The following is an 18,604-nucleotide window of genomic DNA, read 5'->3' on the forward strand; positions in this document are numbered from 1 at the left end:
CCAGTTTTACAGCGCACAATAGTGTAGTCGCCGTCGGCCATCTTTGCAAATGCTTACGCTGACCTGCAGCGACAATGCTAGACTAGGGCGCTTGTGTTTTTCACCTTTATATCTTTTGAATAGCCTTTGAGAGTCCCTCTTTATGCGTGTTCTGGGCATTGAAACATCCTGCGATGAAACGGGTGTCGCGCTTTACGACACCGCGTTAAGCGGCGGCGAAGGACTGCTTGCCGATGCGCTGTATAGCCAAATCGACATGCACGCAGCGTTTGGCGGTGTGGTGCCCGAACTCGCCTCTCGCGACCACACCCGCAAACTGCTACCGCTGATTGAACAGGTACTCAGCGACGCCAAGCTGACGCGCCACGACCTGGACGGCATCACTTATACCGCGGGGCCGGGCTTGGTGGGCGCATTAATGGTCGGCGCTAGCACCGCCCACGGCATGGCCCGCGCGCTAAACATCCCAGTACTCGGCGTGCACCATATGGAAGGCCATCTGCTGGCACCCATGCTGGAAGACGAGCCCCCCGCCTTCCCCTTCGTGGCACTACTGGTCTCTGGCGGCCATACCCAGCTTGTCGAAGTCCAAGGGCTAGGCCACTATCAACTGCTCGGCGAGTCGGTGGACGACGCGGCAGGCGAAGCCTTTGATAAGGCCGCCAAGATGTTGGGACTGACCTACCCAGGTGGACCACAGGTCGCCAGGCTAGCGGAACAGGGTGATCCCAAGCGCCTGCGTTTCCCGCGCCCAATGACCGACCGGCCGGGACTCGACTTCAGCTTTTCAGGCTTAAAAACCCACACCATGACGGCCATTCGCCAGCTTGACGCGGCCGGTGAACTCGACGATCAAGCCCGCGCGGACGTTGCTCGCGCCTTTGAGGAAGCAGTGGTCGATACGCTGGTGATCAAGTGTCGCCGAGCGCTGGATCAAACCGGTTTGAAGCGCTTAGTGGTGGCCGGCGGGGTGAGCGCCAACCATCGCCTGCGCGAACGACTGCAAACTGAGTGTGAAAAACGCCAGGCCCGCGCCTACTATCCCCGCGGGCGCTTCTGCACCGACAATGGCGCCATGATTGCCTATGTAGGCGCTCAACGTTTGGCTGCGGGTGAATGCGACACCCCCGGCATGATGCAGGCGACGCCCCGCTGGCCATTGGATCAACTGGCGCCACCAGCAGCCTCTGACACCCAGCAGCACTCTTAACCTAGCGGCGCTCTTAACCTAGCGGCGCCTTACGAGCCGCGAAACGGCGGCTCATCACCACGCCGCAGTCGGCGAATATTGAGGCCATGGCGGGCCAGCACCAGCAGGCTGAACCCGCCTACCACCATGACGTACTCCGGCGCTAACCAGCCACAGGCAAGCGGTGCTACCAGAGCACTCACCAGCGAGGCCAACGCCGCCGTTCTAAGCCACCAAGCCAGTAGCGCCCACACCGCTGCACTCAGTAGCGCCACCTGGGGCACCAACACCAGCAGCACGCCAAACGCACTGGAGACGGCTTTCCCCCCGCGAAAGCCATGCCACAGCGGAAAGCTGTGACCTAGCAGTACGGCCAACCCCACCAAACCCTGCAGCCAGACCGGATAGCCTATTAGCTTTGCGCCCAGCACGGCGGGCATGGCTTTTAAGGCGTCTAGCAGGAGCGTTGCTGCTGCTAAGCGCGGGCCATACAGGCGCAGCACGTTGGAAAAGCCGGGGTTCAGCGAACCGTGTTGACGGGGGTCGCCCAGGCCAGCCAGGCGGCATACACTCAGCGCTGCCAGCCAACTGCCGCTTAAATACCCCATCACTATCCAACCCATGGCTGTGTGCTCGCTTTATGGCCCGGCTTACTGTCGTTTAGCCCCATCCTAACGTACAATCGCCGGCTGTTGCCGCAGGGGGAAGCTAGATGGATCGCATTTTGATTGAAGCGTTAAGCGTCGACACCGTGATTGGTGTTTACGACTGGGAGCGCTCGATTCAACAGTCGCTCAGCTTAGACTTGGCGTTGGCAACCGATATCCGTTCGGCGGCAGCCACCGACGATTTACGCCTCACCCTGGATTACGCCGCTATTTGCCAGCGTATCCAGCAGTTTGCCGACGATCATCAGTTCGCGCTGGTAGAAACCTTCGCCGAACGCCTCTCGGCCTGCCTGCGCAACGAATTCCCGATCGCCTGGCTGCGGCTAACGGTGCGTAAACCGGGGGCGATTCCCAACGCGGCCAGCGTCGGCCTGGAAATTACTCGCGGCGATCTGCCGGAGGCGACCCAGGATTCCAGCCCATGAACTTGGTGACAGTCAGTCTCGGCAGCAATATCGATCCAATCCGGCATATTCATTACTGCTTGGATGCCCTGGCGAATACCTTTGGCCCGCTGCAAATATCTCGCGTGTTTGAGAGCGAACCCGTTGGCTTTACCGATAGTCGTAATTTTTACAATCTGGTCGTCGCCTTTTATAGCGACTGGTCGCCCGGTGCACTGCAGGCCTGGGGCAAGCGGCTGGAAATACAGCACGGCCGCCACCCTGGCCTTACCAAGTTTAGCCCCCGCGCCTTGGACATTGATTTGCTGACCGTAGGCGACGCCTGCGGCGTTATCGACAACATTACCTTGCCGCGCAGCGAGATTACCCATAACGCGTTTGTTTTACAGCCACTTGCCGAGCTGCTTCCTACCGAGCGCCACCCCCGGTGCGGCACGCCTTATGCAACCTTGTGGGCAGGCTTCGCGTTAGCGGATCAGCGCCTTTGGCCGGTGGCTTTTAGTTGGCGTGACCGCCAAATATCTCACCCTGATGCGCCGCCACGATTCGCCGCGGCACGCCGGTAAGCGGCTATTTCAGCGCTGCTACCACGGCCTGCCCGCGGCGCTCACGCAAGGCTTCCCCTAACGCTGCCCCTTTATACCCTTCGGCTATCAGTACCTGAGGGCTAACCTCTTGGGCAGCTTGCCAGGCGCTTTTGAGCCGACCAACCTGCTCAGGCGCTAGCACCTTGACTAGCGCTAGCTGCGCCTCAACCTGTTCGGGCTTACGCCAACCATCCAAGCGCTCCAGCCAGCGCAGCACCTGCGGGCCATCAAACTCAGCGGTTAACAGCGCATGGGTGAGCGCTGCTTGGCGGGCTAGCTGGGCGACGGCGTTAGGCAGTTTGAGTCGTTCTGCCAAGGCATCACGCTGCTCAGTGGTTAGTGGTGATACCAGCTGCGCATAGCGCCAATGGGCCACCGGCATTGAGCCGCTTTCGGGCACCTGAGCCAGCGCCGCCAAGCCCTTCTCTAGCCCCTCGCCGACCAACTCTGGCCACCATACGTTGAGCGCATCGCAGCGCTCAAGGGTGGTGAAGTAGACCTCTGGGCTAGGCTCACCCAGGGCTTTTTCGGTTTCGACCCACACCCGCTCAGCGGCCAGATGCTCAAGTTCGCCGCTGTGGCTCACCTGAAGCATCAGCGCCAGGGTTTCAGGCGCAATAGTGAAGCCCAGGGACGCATAGCGAGCCAGAAAGCGCGCGGTTCGCAGCACCCGCAGCGGGTCTTCGCTAAACGCTGAAGAGATATGCCGCAGCACGCGCTGCTCGATATCGCCCTGACCATTAAACGGATCGGTTAATTCGCCATCGGTACGCTGGGCAATCGCGTTAATGGTTAAATCACGCCGCAGCAGATCCTCCTCCAGCGTGACATCAGGGCTGGCGTGAACGTCAAACCCGGCATAGCCGTGGCCGGATTTGCGCTCGGTACGGGCCAGGGCGTACTCCTCGGCGGTTTCTGGATGCAGGAAAACCGGAAAGTCACGTCCCACAGGCTTAAAGCCGCGCTTGCGCATGGCCTCTGGTGTCGCGCCCACCACTACCCAGTCATTGTCATAGACCGGCCAGCCCAGTAGCGCATCGCGCACGGCGCCGCCCACCCGATACACGTTTAAGCCCGCGAGATGTGGATCGCTATTGGTCTCTTTCACTACGGTCTGCTCCGTTGATGACTCGCCACGCTGGTTCGCTCACCGCTATCCAAATTGAGCGCGGTTAGCCGCTTCCCCCAAACGCAACCCGTGTCCAGCGCTTCAACGGGTACCCGCGCCAGCGGGGTATTCCCCTCCAGAGCAGCCCAGTGCCCGAAGAGCAGCCGGGCATCATCACCACGTGGGTATTGAAACCAGGGCAGAAAGCCCGCTGGGGCGCTATCCAGCCCCTCTTTGGCGGCAAAGTCCAAACGCCCCTGAGCATCAATAAAGCGCATCCGGGTCAGTACATTAACAATCAGGCGCAGGCGATCCATGCCGTCTAGATCGTCATGCCAGCTATCTGGCTGGTTGCCAAATAGCTGGGCTAAAAACTCCCCGGCTTTTTCACCCGCCAATGCCGCCTGCACTTCACGCCCCAGCGCTTCAGTTTGCGCCACGCTCCATTGAGGCAACAGCCCGGCGTGGGTCATTAGGGTCGTGTTTTCAAACACGCTAAGCGGTTGGCTCTGTAGCCAATCCAGTAACGCTTCGCGATCAGGGGCGTCAAGAATATCGCTCAGCGTGTCGTTTTTTTTAAGCTTACCGCCGCCGCGGGCCACCACCAGCAAATGAAACTCGTGGTTGCCCAGTACGCTGCGTGCGGCGCTACCCAGCGCGCGGACTTCTCGCAGGCACGCCAAAGACCCTGGTCCACGATTGATTAAATCGCCCACTAGCCATAGCGTATCCCTGGCGGGGTTGAAGCTCAGCTTTTCAAGAAGGGCTACAAATTCGGCGTGACAGCCGTGCAGATCGCCGATCGCATAGGTACTCATAAAGGGCCTCTTAACAAACGTTCGAACGTCGCTAACATCCGATTTAATGCAATTGGAGCGGTACCGCTAGCCTGAACGGGGTAATGACCACTTCAAAAACCCGCTGGGTGGAGGTATCTAACAATGTATAGGCACCCTCCATCACTCCCACCGGGGTTTGGAGAACGGCGCGACTGGTGTAGCGAAAGCTCTGACCGGGACCAATCAGCGGCTGCTGGCCGACAACGCCCTTACCGCGTACTTCTTGGCATTCGCCGCCGCCTTGGGTAATTTTCCAGTAGCGCGCCATTAACTGAACGCTGTGAGGGCTTTTATTGTGGACGCTAACGGTATAGCTAAATACGTAGCGTGACTCACCATCACTGGACTCGTCATCGCGGTAGACGGGCGCAACACTCACCTCAATCGCTAAACCACTCACGCTTGGCCACCCCGCTCGTCGCCTGCCTGCTCATCGGCGGCGACACGGTTGGCAATCGTCACGTACTCTGCCACGGTCAAGGTTTGCGGGCGGCGGATGGGATCAATACCCAGGTCTTCCAAGGTCTCGGGGCTCACCCGCCCTTTGAAGTTGTTGCGCAGCGTTTTGCGTCGCTGGCCAAAGGCAAGTTTCACCAACTCAAACAGCAGCACTGGATCATCGGCCGTATGGGGCAGCGCCTCATGGGGGGTTAAGCGCACGATTGCCGAATCGACCTTGGGGCGTGGTACAAACGCTTCCGGCGGCACAATAAACAGCTGCTCGACCTGACAGTAATACTGCGCCATCACCGAGAGGCGCCCCCAATCGGCGCCGCCGGGTTCGGCGGCTAAGCGTTCAACCACCTCTTTTTGCAACATAAAGTGCATATCGGCGATCGCATCGCCAGCGGCCAGCAGATGTATTATCAGCGGTGTGGAGATGTTGTAGGGCAGGTTGCCTACTACGCGCAGCGCTGGCCCATCGCCTTTGAGCACGGCAAAATCAAACGTCAGCGCGTCGCCTTCGTGGATCACGAAATCGGGGTAGTTGAAAAACTGTACGCGCAAACCAGGAATCAGGTCACGGTCGAGTTCAATGACTTCTAAATGTCCGGTGGCGTCCAGCAGCGGCTCGGTCAGCGCCCCCTGGCCTGGGCCGATTTCGACGAGGCGATCCGTCGAGCGTGGGCCAACGGCGCGAACGATCCGCGAGATAATGCCGAGGTCACGTAAAAAGTTTTGACCAAAGCGTTTACGAGCGCGGTGTTGGGGCACGGTAGACATCAAACGGTGTTCCTTGGAAGGCGGATTCAATCGGGCGTATTTAGTAGAGAAAGCTAAGCAGTCGCAGACAATCGCTGCGCGGCTAAGCGGCGGGCAAGGGCGATAGCGACGTTTAGGCTACCGGGGTCTGCAACGCCTTTGCCAGCCAGATCCAGCGCAGTGCCATGATCGACTGAAGTACGCACCAGCGGCAGTCCCAACGTAATATTAGCGGCCTGACCAAAGCCTGCGTATTTTAACACTGCTAAGCCTTGGTCATGGTACATCGCCAGTACCGCATCGACACCTGCCAAGTGCCTGGGGGTAAACAGAGTATCAGCCGGCAGCGGGCCAAGGATATCCACACCTTCAGCGCGCAGGGCATCCAGTGCAGGAATCATAATATCCAGCTCTTCGCGCCCGAGGTGGCCATCCTCACCGGCGTGAGGGTTTAAGCCACACACCGCAATACGCGGTTTGGCTATCCCAAACTGGCGCTGCAAATCGGCGACCAGTAAGCGGCTGATTCGGGTGACCCGCTCAAAGGTGATAGCGTCGGCGACCTTGCGCAGCGGTAAATGGGTGGTTACGAGTGCAACGCGAAGATCGCCACTGCCCAGCCAGCCTGGGGCGCTGGCATGCAGCGCCGCGTCGGTGGCCAGCATCATCACCACCTCATCAACGCCGCAGGCATCGCGCAGCCATTCGGTGTGGCCGGTAAAACCTGGGTGGCCGCCTTCGATAATCACGCCTTTGTGCAGCGGCGCGGTGACCATGGCAGCAGCCAGGCCTTTTTGGCAGGCATCGACCGCTAACGCCAAGGTGGCCAGCACGTAATCGGCGTTAGCCGGGTTAAGCACACCCGGCGTCGCCGGCTCATTCAGTGCAACCGGCCACACCGGCAACACCTTGTCGCCACCTGGACACTCGCCGGGCGAACACTCGACCAGCGTCACATTGAGCCCCAGCGCTGCGGCACGCTTTCGTAGCATAGCGGGATCGCCAACTGCCACCGTATTAGCGGGCAATCCCCCTTGTGCCGCCAGCATCAGCGTTAGCTCGGGGCCAATGCCCGCCGGTTCGCCAGTGGTGACCACCACTGGCGGGGCGTTATCTGGCATTAAAGTGCCCGCTTCCATTAGAGACGAATATCAACAAAGGCCTGCGAGCGGATCTCTTGCTGCCAGGCTTCTAATTCCTCGTTGGCGCGGCGCTGGAAGATCGCTTGGCGAACCTGTTCGCGCTGACTCTCTTGAGTGACGTCCTGGCGACGACGCTCTTCCACTTCAATGATGTGGTAGCCGAACTGGGAGCGCACCGGCTGCGATACTTGGTTAACGCTTAACTCGCGCATCGCTTCTTCAAAAGCAGGAACGGTTTGACCGGGGCGCACCCAGCCCAGCTCGCCACCGTTGAGCGCGCTGCCGGTGTCGTCACTATATTCCCGCGCCACCGAGGCAAAATCCTCACCTTGCGCCAGGCGTTCGCGAACTTCTTCTGCGCGCGCGCGCGCCTGACTTTCATCGCGATTAGGGGTCAGCTCAATCAACACATGGCGAGCACGGATCTCTTCGATAAAGCTCTGACCACTGGATTGACCCGGCTGCTGATTAATAAAGCGTTCTACATCGCGGTCGCTGACCGATACCCGATTGCGGATTTGGCGCTGCTGCACCTGACGCATCAACATTTCACGGCGAACATCTTCGCGTACGCTGGCCAGCGTCATGCCATCGGCTTCTACGGCATCGGCAAACTCATCCAGCGTCATGCCGTTGGATTCGGCAATTGAGCGCACCTGGCGGTTCAACTCGGTGTCATCAATAGTGAGGTTGGCCTCTTCCGCCATCTGCAGCTGAATCTCTTCCATCACCATGCGCTCAAGCACTTGGCGCTCTAGCTGCGTGCGCGGCGGAAGGTTGCCACCCTGCGACTGGTTTTGCTGCTCGATTTGCGCCACGCGATCGTCTAACTCACTGCGCATAATCACATCGTTATTCACCACGGCCACCACGCTGTCTAACGCTTGGCGCTGGGTGGATTGGAAATCCTGCGTTTGCTGTGCTTGTACTGCAAACGGGGCAAGCGCAAGGCCTGCGCCTACACACATCGCCAGCAGGCTACCCGCAGAGAGCTGTTTCATGTGGCCTAGCAGGGGCATACTCATTTTCATAACAAACGTCTCTTTCATTAGCCATTCGATGGAGGTCGTTTACAGGGCCGTTGGACGATAGCCAGGAATGGTCTGTTCAAAATAGCTATCCGCATCCTGGCCAACGCCGCCTAAGCCACGGAATACGAAGCGCAAAAATAACCCGCGATCGTTAAAGTCATCGTCGATGCGGGCGGTGTCGTCGTCATCTACCCATTCGCGCCAGACTACCTGCAGGCCGTAACAGCAATTGTTCCACTGCACGCCCGCCAGCTGCTCAAGCGGCCGGTCGTTAGTTTGATCGTGCAGGTAACGACCAATCAAATCAATGCTGGGACTGGCTTTCCAGGCCAACGACAAATCCCATTCTTCTCGACTGTAGTCGCGAAAGCCATCATCGCCGGGCAATACGCCGGGGTCGAACCCTTCAATCTCCCAACGGTAGCCAAGGTTCACGACGTGCCCTTCGGGATGGCGATAGCGTACATCAACGCTTGAACGCTCAGTGCGGTCACGGTGGTCATCGTAAAGCCATTCAGCCCCACTGCTCCAGCGATCGTTGATCTGCCAGTCAAGGCGACTCACCAGTGGCGAACGGTCTCGGGTGGCTTGGTAGCGGCTTTCGGGATTGACGTTGGGGTTATCTTCGGGCCGGTCGGGTAGGGTATCTGCATTGCCTTCGCTATCGATGCGGCGGTCATCAAAGTAAACGCTTTGGCCTACCCCTAACGAGAGCCGATCGCGACCCGATGCGTCTTCCAGTAGCCGCGACTGCATACCGTAAGAGAGTCGATTAATATCCCCCACGCGGTCAGCCCCCGAAAAACGCCGTGCCGACCAGAGCTGATCCCAGGAAAAGGGCCGTTCACTGCTGTCAAAATCGGGGAGCTCGCTTTGGTCGGTGCGCGGCACGTAGGCATAGTTAAGTCGCGGCTCAAAGGTTTGGCGATAGTCGCGCCCGCCCAAGGCGAGTTCACGTTCAAATACCAGCCCGCTATCGATGGAGGTAACGACGACACTGCGACTAGGTGTGTCACTACGTTGGGTAGCGCGCTCGCCGTAATCTAACGCATAAGCGGTATTCCAAAGCTCGGTACGCGGCTCCAAATAGCCCCACGGCCGCTCGAAGCGGCCACCCACAGCGGGGGTCAGATGCAAGCGGGTACCCGTGGCTGCCTCACGCTCGGGCACCCGGCGCTCATCCACATCGCGCCAGAAATAGGTCGCGTTAGAGCGCCACTGGGTATATAGCCCATTGTCAAACTGCCAGTTGGCGCTAGCACTCACGCTCGGCAACCGATAAAAGGGTTTGTCGCTATCGCTTAGCGGGTCTTCCAGGCGCTGAAAACCCTGAGCGCGGGCGTCTAACTGCCAGCGCTGGCCGCGGTAATCGACCTGGGCTAAACGCTCCATACTGGTGCGATCATTGCTGCCGAACTCACCGCCAAAGTCGTCAAAGTAGCGCCCGTCACTGGCCGCCCCGTAGCGCAGGCGGTAATTGCTACGCTCGTTAACCCGCCCCGCATGGCGGGCGTCCACGTACCAGCGATCATCGCCTGCAAAGCGATTTTCAACGCCCCCGGAACCGCCGTTATCGCTATTTAAATAGCCGCCTTCGAAGATACCTGAACTTTCATCGAGCAAATAACGATATTCACCATTCAGCAGCAACCCGTGGTCGGTCATCCAGCGCGGCGTGATGGTCGCGTCTTGATTAGGCGCGATATTCCAATAAAATGGCTGGGCGTAATCTACCCGGTCGCTGGAAAAGCCAATTGAAGGCGATAGCAGTCCAGTATGCCGGCGGTCATCAATGGGAAAACGTAACCAGGGCCAGTAAAACACCGGCACATCTTTGACGTGCAAACGGGCATGGCGGGCAGTGCCAAAGCCTTCAGCCTGGTTCAGGCGAATATCGCTGCTTACCAGTTGCCAGCTGTTCTCACCGGGGTCACAGGTAGTAAAGCTTGCATCCTGCAGGCGGTACTCACTTTCGCCGGTCTGCTCCAACTGCCGCGCCTGTCCACGCAAATGCTGCTCGTAGAGCACGTAGTGACTGTTGCCCAGCGTGGCGCGATCTTCGTTTAGTCTGAGCATGGCTTGCTCGCCGCGCACCAGAGCGAGTCCATCGCGTATGGCGACATTCCCTTCTGCATCGACCTGCTGGCGGTCGGCAGGTAAAAACACGCGTTCGGCTTCCACTTCTTCATTGCCGCGGCGTAACACAACATTACCGCGCAGCAACGCTTCGCCATCGGCGGCGTAATCGACAGCGCTGGCCTCTAACGTGAGGGCTTCGGGATTAGCGTCCGCTGGCAGGCGGTAGCCGGGCATCACATAGCGCCCACGACAGAGTTGGCTCGCCGCCTCTTGCTCCCCCCAGGGTTGCCAATCCAGCGCTTCTGCAGGCATGGTTTGGTCTTGAGCCAACGCCGTCAACGAGGCGCCTGCCAGTAAACTGCCCGCCAGCGTATGCGCAACCGGCGAGGTGCGCGAAAATCGCTTGCCCATGTTCGTTATCCTTGGCATCCAGAATCGGTATTATACAGCCCGCATGATGCCCGACCAGCAAGGAGCTTGCATGTCCTCATATCGGATTAACGCCCTCACCACGTGGGCTGCCCAACAAAACGGCCTGTCCAAGGCCGATATTTCGCTTTCATCCGCCGTGGGCGATGCGAGTTTTCGGCGCTATTTTCGCCTTACGCTACCCAATGGCACCACCCAGGTGGTCATGGATGCCCCGCCAGAGCAGGAGGACTCACAGCCGTTTGTGACCATCGCCAAGCGCTGGCACAGTGCCGGGCTGCCGGTGCCCAGGGTGCACGCCGCCAACCTAACGGACGGTTTTCTGCTGCTTGACGACTTGGGCAATACGCCGCTGCAGCACTTGTTTAGCGACAACGCTACCACACGGGCTTACCACACGCAGGCACTTACCCTGATCGCCGAGCTGCAAAACCGTGCCAATCCTGACTTTCTGCCGACTTATGATGCAGCGCTGCTCGGCCGAGAGCTCGATCTGTTTCCCGAGTGGTGCCTCAACGCCTGGCTAACACTGCCACCGCCGGAAAGCTGGCACGCCGTTCGCGAGCAGCTGATCCAGCATGCCTTAGCGCAACCAGTGGTCACTGTGCACCGGGATTTTGACGCCATGAACCTGATGATGCACGATCAGCGATTGTTTATGATTGACTTTCAGGACGCGGTGGCTGGTCCGCTCAGCTACGATTTAATTTCGCTGCTGCGAGGGCGCTATTGCCGTTTTAGTCACGCGCAGTTCAGCGACTTTGTCGACGTCTTTTATCAACGAGCCCGCAGCGACGGCCGCCTGCCCAGCAGCGTAGATGTTGCCACTTTTCTGGCGCAATGCCACGCCATGGCCGCTCAGCGTTCGCTAAAAGTGTTGGGGATTTTCTGCCGCTTAACGCTGCGCGATCAAAAAAGCGGCTATCTTGAACGCTTACCGCACTTTCTCGATCATCTAGAGGATAGTCTTGCGTTCCTGACCGAGCAGGCTGATTTTGCTGAGTGGGTTAACCGCACCTTGCGGCCTGCCCTTATAAAACGACTAGCGGAAATAGCAGCATGAAAGCGATGATTTTGGCCGCCGGGCTTGGCAACCGGATGCGCCCGCTCACCGACCACTGCCCCAAGCCGCTGCTGCCCGTCGCGGGCAAGCCGCTGATCGTGCACCACCTGGAGCGTCTTCGTGAAGCGGGTATTCATGAGGTGGTCATCAACGTCAGCTACCGTGCAGAGCAGATTATTGAGGCGCTCGGCAACGGTGACGCCTATGGGCTGCGTATTCACTGGAGCCGGGAAGCTCAGCCGCTGGAAACCGGCGGCGGCATTCAGCAGGCGCTGCCGCTGCTTGGCGAGGCGCCATTTCTGCTGGTCAACGGCGATATTTGGTGTGAAGCGCTCCTCGACCCGCACGCGCTACAAGGTGACGACCTGGCCCACTTGATGCTGGTGGACAATCCTTCCCAGCACCCTTATGGCGATTTTGGGCTAGCCGCAGGGCGCGTTAATCCAACCAGCACTCAGCGCTTAACCTACGCGGGCATCAGCGTAATTCACCCCGCGCTACTGGCCGCTCAGCCATCCGGCGCCTTTGCCTTGGCGCCCTTGCTCCGGAATGCCATTGATAACCACCGGGTCAGCGGTGAATATTACCCAGGGCACTGGGTCGACGTGGGAACACCCGAACGATTGGCCGCCCTAGAAAACCAGCTAAAGCAAAGCCAGCGACAGCAAGCGAAGGGCTAACCTATGCAGCCGCGTTATTTACGCAAGGCGATCGCTGACACGCCGCGGGTAGCCGTCTATGGCACACTCAAGCAAGGCTTGAATAATGCCCATTGGTTGAAGGGCGCCACGCTGCTGGGGAACGACCGCACGACCGCCCTGACGCTCTACGACATCGGCCCCTACCCCGGCGCCAAATGGCGGCCATCCAAGGGCGTCACCATTGAGGTTTACCGGGTCAATGCTGACCACTTAGCCGCGCTCGACCGCCTGGAGGACTACCGCATTGATGCGCCCACCCAGGGTGAATATGACCGCCAGCGGCTCATCACCTGTTTTGGCCTCGCCTGGGTGTATCTTTACAATCCCAGCGTGCTGGGCAAGCCAGCCATTCGCGAAGGCGGTTGGCCAATACCTTCCACCGATCATCAACATCAACGTTGAGGAGAGGCGCGCAGGCCAAGAAATGTTATGCTGCGTTATTTATTGATCGTCGCCTAGATTAGGAGAACAGCGTGAAAGCACGGGTGAAATGGACGGAAGGGCGTCAATTTGTGGCGGAATCGGGGAGTGGACACAGCGTGGTGATCGACGGCCCACCCGACCACGGCGGCCGCAACACAGGGCCTCGCCCAATGGAAATGCTGCTGATGGGCATGGGCAGCTGCACTGCTTTTGATATCTTGAACATACTTGATAAAGCGCGGGCCGATGTGACCGACTGCGTTGCTGAGCTAGACGCCGAACGCGCCGATGAAGTGCCCGCCGTATTTACCAAGATCCACGTGCATTTTGTGGTGTCTGGGCACGCGCTGAAAGAGAAGCAGGTTGCCCGCGCGGTTGAACTCTCCGCTGAAAAGTACTGCAGCGCATCGATCATGCTCGTTAACGGCGGCGTTAAGATCACCCATTCCTTTGAGATTATTGAGGAGGCTCGGACGTGACAGACAATCTCCGGCTCCACGGGTTTAACAACCTGACCAGCTCGCTGAGCTTCAACATTTACGATATCTGTTATGCCAAGACCGAAGAGCAGACGGCGGCTTACATCGATTATATTGATGAGCTCTATAACGCCGAGCGTTTGACGCAGATTCTCAAAGACGTCACCAATATTATCGGCGCCCACGTGCTCAACATCGCCCGCCAGGATTACGAGCCTCACGGCGCCAGCGTGACGATCTTGATTGCCGAACATGAGCTTGATGAAACCGCGCCCGAGCAAATTGAGCCGGGTCCAGGACCGCTGCCCGAGACGGTGGTTGGGCACCTGGATAAAAGCCACGTGACCGTGCACAGCTACCCTGAGTCGCACCCCGACAACGGCATCAGCACCTTCCGCCTGGATATTGACGTCTCCACCTGTGGACATATCAGTCCGCTAAAAGCGCTGAACTACCTGATCCACAGCTTCGATTCAGACATAGTCACCATGGATTACCGGGTGCGCGGCTTTACCCGCGATGTAGACGGTAAAAAACTGTTTATCGATCACGGTATTACCTCCATCCAAGACTACCTTGCTGAAGATACGAAGCATGCGTATCAGATGATGGATGTCAACGTGTATCAGGAAAACATGTTCCACACCAAAATGCTGCTCAAAGACTTCGAACTGGATAACTACCTATTCGGCACGTCGCGTCGCGATATTACCTTTGAAGAAGCCCGGGACATTGAGGGACGCCTGCGTAAAGAGATGCTGGAAATCTTCTACTCCCGCAACCTGGACTAAGCGCGGCTCTTGGAGCGCCCAAAAGCCAGCTAACGCTGGCTTTTTTTATCGCTCAAATGCCTCATTAATAGACGCTTGGCTCGCCTTCAGGCCGGGTCTTAAACCGCCGGTGCAGCCACAGGTATTGCTCCGGGTGCTTGCGAATCGCCTGCTCAATAAACTGATTGACCTGCGTTGCATCGGCCACCTCATCGCCGCTCGGAAATCCCTCCAAGGCGGGCAGGCTTTCGATGGTATAAGTGGCATTGTCGGGGTTGCGATGAAACATCATCGGCACCACCGGCGCACCGGTCATCCGTGCCAGCTTAGCGGTTAGCCGGATAGTCGCGGCCTGCTGACCAAACAGTGGCGCAAACACGCTCACATCGCGGCCAAAATCCTGGTCCGGCGAGTACCACACCATGCGGCCTTGTTTGAGCTGGCGCACCGCACCGCGCAGATCAAAACGGTCGATCGCAACACCAAAATTACGCTTTCGGGCACGGGTCATAAAGCGCTCAAACAAAGGGTTATTATGCGGGCGGTACACCGCGTCAGCAGAGAAAAACAGCGCGTGCAAGGCGCCCCCCATATCGAGCGACGAGAAGTGAACGCCGACAATAATCACCCCTTTGCCGCGCGCCTCGGCGCGGGCCATATTTTCTTCGCCGAGATAAGCGACGCGGTGACGCAGGCTTTCGCCATCGCGACACCAGGCCGTGGCGGTTTCAATTAAACCAATGCCATTGGCAATAAACGTGTCTTTGACCAGTCGCTGCTGCTGCTCGGCCGTTTTTTCGGGAAAACACAGCGCCAGATTGGTTTGGGTAATCCGCCGTCGCCGCTTGGCAAAGCGCCAGGCGAGTAACCCAAGCCCCTTACCAATGGCCATTTTCAACCGCCAGGGCAGCCAGGCAGCAGCATACATAGCGCCAATCCCCAGCCAAGTGGGCCAGTAACGCGGGTGTGCGAAAGAGCGTGGGTAAGATGATTTTGACATGTAAACAACCGTTTATGCAGAACGCCCATGATAACGCCGCGGCGCCCTTGGCAGTACCCCGGTCAGCAGCGTATAGCTAATCGTATCGCAGTAGCGCGCCACTTCATCAATCGGCAGCACTTCGCCGTTGCGGGCGGTGCCCCAGAGCACAACGTCACTGCCAATCGCGGCATCGGAGACGTCCGTTACATCAACGGTGAGCATGTCCATCGAGACTTTACCGGCAATGGCGCAGCGCTGGCCATTGACCAGTACCGGCGTGCCATCGACGGCATGGCGGTCGTAGCCATCGCCATAGCCGCAGGCGACCACGGCAATGCGCGAACGCTTGGGCGCACGCCAGCGTCCGCTATAGCCAACGGGTTCGCCTGCCGCTAAATCACGCAGGGCAATGATTTCCGAGCGTAGGGTCATTACAGGGCGCAGCTGCTGAGTAATGGCATTGGGCACTTCCAAGGGATCGCTGCCATAGAGCATCACGCCGGGCCGGTTCCAGTCACCGTGGGCGATCGGCCATGCCAGAGTGGCCGGCGAGTTGGCTAAACATAGCGGCGCCTTGAGTTCACTGGCGAGTGCTTGGAGCGTTGCCATTTGCTGGTGGAAATAGTCACTGTCGCGGGCATCAGCGGTCGCGAAGTGGCTCATTAAGTGGAGCCGGGCCACACTCGGCGCGGCGCTAAGCTGACGCCAGATAGCGGCGGTTTCATTTGGCGCAAAGCCCAAGCGATGCATGCCCGAATCGACCTTTAGCCACACCGGGATAGGCTTCAGTGGGGTAGCTGCTAACAGAACATCGACTTGCCACTGGCTATGGACCGCAATCCAAAAGCCATGGCGCTCGACCAGCGGCAGCTCATCGGCGCTGAAAATGCCCTCGAGCAGTACGATAGGCTGAGTAATGCCACCCTGACGCAGCGTGAGGGCCTCTTCGATGCTGGCAACGGCAAAGGCGGGCGCTTGATTTTGCAGCGCCTGGGCACAGGCTAGCGCGCCGTGACCATAGGCGTCAGCTTTAATCACCGCCACTGAATGGCTTTGCGGCGCGCAGCGGCACGCCAATTGATAATTATGACGTAGCGCGTCCAAATCAATATCGGCCACAAGGGGGCGCATGGGCTGTCTCACTTACCTAATCGACGCAAAAGTGTTCAGTCATAAAAAACCGGGAAAGCACCTAGTGGTCCTCGCCCGGCTTAGAGGGGGTACATAATTGACGCTTCGCTTATGTCGCGCCTCTATGTCTCACTTATGTCTCGCTTATGTTTCAAACAGGGCTTCCAAGGAGAGCCCCTGCTTTTCCAGCGAGCGGCGCAGCTTCTTAAGCGCTTCTACCTGGATCTGGCGTACCCGCTCGCGGGTTAAGCCAATTTCAGCGCCCACTTCTTCAAGCGTCGCCGACTCATGGCCACGCAGACCAAACCGGCGCACCACCACTTCGCGCTGCTTTTCGCTCAGTGCATCCAGCCACAGGTCAACGTGCTCTTTAACATCGCCATCCACAAGACAGGCTTCGGGGCCTTGTACTTCGTCGTCAGCTAACGTATCGATCAACGGCTTATCGCTCTCGCCCCCCCATCGGGTAATCAACCGACGAGACCCGCTCGTTAAGGCCGAGCATTTTCTTTACCACCCCCACCGGTTTATCCAGGTGTTCGGCGATCTCTTCGGCGGTGGCCTCGTGGTCAAACTTTTGGGTTAATTCACGCGCCGCGCGTAGGTAAATATTAAGCTCTTTGACGACATGAATAGGCAAACGGATCGTGCGCGTTTGGTTCATAAGCGCCCGCTCGATAGTCTGACGAATCCACCACGTCGCATAGGTCGAAAACCGGAACCCACGCTCGGGGTCAAACTTTTCCACCGCGCGGATCAAGCCTAAGTTGCCCTCTTCGATCAGGTCCAGCAGCGTCAAGCCCCGATTTAGATAGCGACGGGCGATTTTGACGACCAGCCGCAAGTTAGACTCAATCATCCTTGAGCGACCCATCGGGTCGCCTTTACGTGCTAAGCGACCGTAGAAGACCTCCTCTTCTGGTGTTAATAGTGGCGAAAAACCGATTTCGTTGAGGTAGATTTGCGTTGCATCCAAGCTTTGGGTCGATTGACGATCCTCACGCCCTAGCGCTTTTTCAAAAGCGTCTGCTTCCACCGTAACGTCATCATCGGTATCTTCAAGCGCCGCCTCCACAGCGTCCAGGTTAACTTCCTGTAGATCTTTCTCCAACATACTCATGGCTTTTACCCCTCGTTTGTCACCTACCCGCCATCGAGAAAATCAAAGCTGGGCGCCAGAGCGCGCAGCGTTATTGTTATATGACTGTTTTTATATGACGTTCGAATATATCGATTCGGGCAACCTCTACGTCAAACGCTGATTCCCCACGTTACTAATATGAGCGTTAGCGGGAAGGCAGAAAGTCCAAGGGATCTTGAGGTTGCCCATCGCGGCGTACCTCAAAGTGCAGTCTGACGTTTTCCGCATCGCTATCGCCCATCGTGGCAATGACTTCACCGGCCTCTACCACATCATTTTCACTGACCCGTAAACTGTCGTTATGCGCATACGCACTCAGGAATTGGTCGTTATGTTTGAGAAGGATTAGATTGCCATAGCCCCTTACACCGCTGCCTGCATAAACCACAATGCCGGGGCCGGCTGCCTTTATAGGTTGCCCCTTTTCACCGGTGATATCAATCCCGGCGGTGATGCTATCGCCCTGTCCAAACTCACCCACCACATTGCCAGTCGTCGGCCATTGCCAGTCGATGGTATCAGCTGGGGTATAGGTTCTTGACGAACGATCTTCACTGGCCGCCTGAGAGGCAGACGCTTCTTCAGGCTGGGGTTGTGGCGCTGGTTCGGGCTGAGGCGCAGGCTGTTGAGCAGGCTCAGCGTCGGGTTCTTGCCGCTCAGACGTCGCGGCTACCACTTCAGCCTCAGGTGCTGACTCTGATCCTGACGCTGACGCCGCGTTGCTAGCGGAGGCGTCAGCCACCTGCCCTGACGCGTCGAGCGCTTCTCGTTCTGCCGTCAGGCGTTTATTGCGCTGAATGGCAGACTCGTCGGGCATCAACCAGTCCAGCTCCTGTTCATCACTGGCCACAGAGGCCGTCTGCGTGCTCAAACCAGTGGCGACGGCACCACCACCACCGCCCCCTGAGGTATTACTCACCGCAGGCGGCTGATTGCTTCCCGTGGCAGAGGCGCCTTCGCGCAGGGCAATCGTTTGCCCAGGGCGAATTTGGTAAGGCGCCTCAATGTTATTAATGGCGGCAAGTTCGCGATAATCCAAATTGTGTTGCCAGGCAATGCCATACAGGGTATCGCCAGCTTTGACCGTGTATTGGGGCGTGTTTTCCACCGCCTGGCTCGCGTCGCTTAAATCGCGCACCTGAGGGCCCCCACTCTGCTGATTGGCACAGCCGATCAGCGCCGATGCCAGCGCCGACATCATCAGTACCTTGTAGATATAACCTTTACACATATAA

General features: G+C 58.3%; 19 protein-coding genes and 1 pseudogene. 8 read left to right on the top strand and 12 right to left on the bottom strand.

Features of this window, described 5'->3' with window-relative positions; genetic code table 11:
* Positions 1-142: 142 nt before the first annotated feature.
* Complete coding sequence (gene tsaD, locus HVA01_RS04810; RefSeq protein WP_146873447.1) at positions 143-1,210, top strand: tRNA (adenosine(37)-N6)-threonylcarbamoyltransferase complex transferase subunit TsaD; 1,068 nt, start codon at positions 143-145, stop codon at positions 1,208-1,210.
* Between the two features lie 29 nt (positions 1,211-1,239).
* Here tsaD and plsY read toward each other — a convergent pair whose 3' ends face one another.
* Positions 1,240-1,812 carry a glycerol-3-phosphate 1-O-acyltransferase PlsY gene (gene plsY, locus HVA01_RS04815; RefSeq protein WP_146873449.1) on the bottom strand — a complete coding sequence of 191 codons (573 nt, stop codon included), beginning with the start codon at positions 1,810-1,812 and terminating at the stop codon, positions 1,240-1,242.
* A gap of 89 nt (positions 1,813-1,901) precedes the next feature.
* Here plsY and folB point away from each other — a divergent pair, with 89 nt between their 5' ends.
* Together folB and folK are read left to right on the top strand one after the other, a co-directional pair.
* The gene (folB, locus tag HVA01_RS04820; protein WP_146873451.1) at positions 1,902-2,282 is read left to right on the top strand and encodes a dihydroneopterin aldolase; all 381 of its coding nucleotides are present in this window, start codon (positions 1,902-1,904) and stop codon (positions 2,280-2,282) included.
* A complete protein-coding gene (gene folK, locus HVA01_RS04825) occupies positions 2,279-2,827 on the top strand; it encodes a 2-amino-4-hydroxy-6-hydroxymethyldihydropteridine diphosphokinase (RefSeq protein WP_146873453.1) in 549 nt (182 codons plus the stop codon). The genes folB and folK overlap by 4 nt, the downstream gene beginning before the upstream one ends.
* Before the next feature lie 4 nt (positions 2,828-2,831).
* Here folK and HVA01_RS04830 read toward each other — a convergent pair whose 3' ends face one another.
* Genes HVA01_RS04830 through HVA01_RS04860 form a run of 7 tightly spaced genes read right to left on the bottom strand, consistent with a single transcriptional unit; the run spans position 2,832 to position 10,661 of the window.
* On the bottom strand, positions 2,832-3,956 hold the full coding sequence (locus HVA01_RS04830; RefSeq protein WP_146873455.1) for a tRNA nucleotidyltransferase/poly(A) polymerase-related protein: 1,125 nt from the start codon (positions 3,954-3,956) through the stop codon (positions 2,832-2,834).
* Positions 3,956-4,774: a symmetrical bis(5'-nucleosyl)-tetraphosphatase gene (locus HVA01_RS04835; protein WP_146873457.1), complete on the bottom strand. Its 819-nt coding sequence runs from the start codon at positions 4,772-4,774 to the stop codon at positions 3,956-3,958. The genes HVA01_RS04830 and HVA01_RS04835 overlap by 1 nt, the downstream gene beginning before the upstream one ends.
* Before the next feature lie 43 nt (positions 4,775-4,817).
* Positions 4,818-5,195 (bottom strand): Co2+/Mg2+ efflux facilitator ApaG/CorD, encoded by a 378-nt coding sequence (gene apaG / locus HVA01_RS04840; protein ID WP_146873459.1) that lies wholly within the window; start codon positions 5,193-5,195, stop codon positions 4,818-4,820.
* Positions 5,192-6,019 carry a 16S rRNA (adenine(1518)-N(6)/adenine(1519)-N(6))-dimethyltransferase RsmA gene (gene rsmA, locus HVA01_RS04845; protein ID WP_146873461.1) on the bottom strand — a complete coding sequence of 276 codons (828 nt, stop codon included), beginning with the start codon at positions 6,017-6,019 and terminating at the stop codon, positions 5,192-5,194. Before rsmA ends, apaG begins: the two co-directional genes overlap by 4 nt.
* 53 nt (positions 6,020-6,072) lie before the next feature.
* Positions 6,073-7,119 (bottom strand): 4-hydroxythreonine-4-phosphate dehydrogenase PdxA, encoded by a 1,047-nt coding sequence (pdxA, locus tag HVA01_RS04850; RefSeq protein ID WP_246129472.1) that lies wholly within the window; start codon positions 7,117-7,119, stop codon positions 6,073-6,075.
* Positions 7,120-7,136: 17 nt separating this feature from the next.
* Complete coding sequence (locus tag HVA01_RS04855; RefSeq protein ID WP_146873465.1) at positions 7,137-8,171, bottom strand: peptidylprolyl isomerase; 1,035 nt, start codon at positions 8,169-8,171, stop codon at positions 7,137-7,139.
* Between the two features lie 39 nt (positions 8,172-8,210).
* Positions 8,211-10,661, bottom strand: a complete 2,451-nt coding sequence (locus HVA01_RS04860; RefSeq protein WP_146873467.1) for an LPS-assembly protein LptD — start codon at positions 10,659-10,661, stop codon at positions 8,211-8,213.
* A 70-nt stretch (positions 10,662-10,731) separates the two neighbouring features.
* On the opposite strand from HVA01_RS04860, the gene HVA01_RS04865 reads away from it, so the two are divergent.
* From HVA01_RS04865 to speD, 5 genes are all read left to right on the top strand, one after another.
* Positions 10,732-11,742, top strand: a complete 1,011-nt coding sequence (locus HVA01_RS04865) for an aminoglycoside phosphotransferase family protein (RefSeq protein ID WP_146873469.1) — start codon at positions 10,732-10,734, stop codon at positions 11,740-11,742.
* On the top strand, positions 11,739-12,422 hold the full coding sequence (murU, locus tag HVA01_RS04870) for an N-acetylmuramate alpha-1-phosphate uridylyltransferase MurU (RefSeq protein ID WP_146873471.1): 684 nt from the start codon (positions 11,739-11,741) through the stop codon (positions 12,420-12,422). Before HVA01_RS04865 ends, murU begins: the two co-directional genes overlap by 4 nt.
* 3 nt (positions 12,423-12,425) lie before the next feature.
* On the top strand, positions 12,426-12,845 hold the full coding sequence (locus tag HVA01_RS04875) for a gamma-glutamylcyclotransferase family protein (RefSeq protein WP_146873473.1): 420 nt from the start codon (positions 12,426-12,428) through the stop codon (positions 12,843-12,845).
* A gap of 71 nt (positions 12,846-12,916) precedes the next feature.
* The gene (locus HVA01_RS04880; protein ID WP_146873475.1) at positions 12,917-13,345 is read left to right on the top strand and encodes an OsmC family protein; all 429 of its coding nucleotides are present in this window, start codon (positions 12,917-12,919) and stop codon (positions 13,343-13,345) included.
* Positions 13,342-14,136 (top strand): adenosylmethionine decarboxylase, encoded by a 795-nt coding sequence (speD, locus tag HVA01_RS04885; protein ID WP_146873477.1) that lies wholly within the window; start codon positions 13,342-13,344, stop codon positions 14,134-14,136. The genes HVA01_RS04880 and speD overlap by 4 nt, the downstream gene beginning before the upstream one ends.
* 64 nt (positions 14,137-14,200) lie before the next feature.
* Here speD and lpxL read toward each other — a convergent pair whose 3' ends face one another.
* The 4 genes and pseudogenes from lpxL to HVA01_RS04905 form a co-directional block, all read right to left on the bottom strand.
* Complete coding sequence (lpxL, locus tag HVA01_RS04890; protein WP_146873479.1) at positions 14,201-15,115, bottom strand: LpxL/LpxP family Kdo(2)-lipid IV(A) lauroyl/palmitoleoyl acyltransferase; 915 nt, start codon at positions 15,113-15,115, stop codon at positions 14,201-14,203.
* A 12-nt stretch (positions 15,116-15,127) separates the two neighbouring features.
* The gene (gene alr, locus HVA01_RS04895) at positions 15,128-16,228 is read right to left on the bottom strand and encodes an alanine racemase (RefSeq protein ID WP_146873481.1); all 1,101 of its coding nucleotides are present in this window, start codon (positions 16,226-16,228) and stop codon (positions 15,128-15,130) included.
* A gap of 144 nt (positions 16,229-16,372) precedes the next feature.
* A pseudogene (rpoS, locus tag HVA01_RS04900) lies at positions 16,373-17,348 on the bottom strand (RNA polymerase sigma factor RpoS).
* A gap of 166 nt (positions 17,349-17,514) precedes the next feature.
* Positions 17,515-18,600: a peptidoglycan DD-metalloendopeptidase family protein gene (locus HVA01_RS04905; RefSeq protein ID WP_146873483.1), complete on the bottom strand. Its 1,086-nt coding sequence runs from the start codon at positions 18,598-18,600 to the stop codon at positions 17,515-17,517.
* Positions 18,601-18,604: the final 4 nt, after the last annotated feature.

Source organism: Halovibrio variabilis (genome assembly GCF_007991175.1).
GTDB classification, from domain to species: Bacteria; Pseudomonadota; Gammaproteobacteria; order Pseudomonadales; family Halomonadaceae; genus Vreelandella; species Vreelandella variabilis.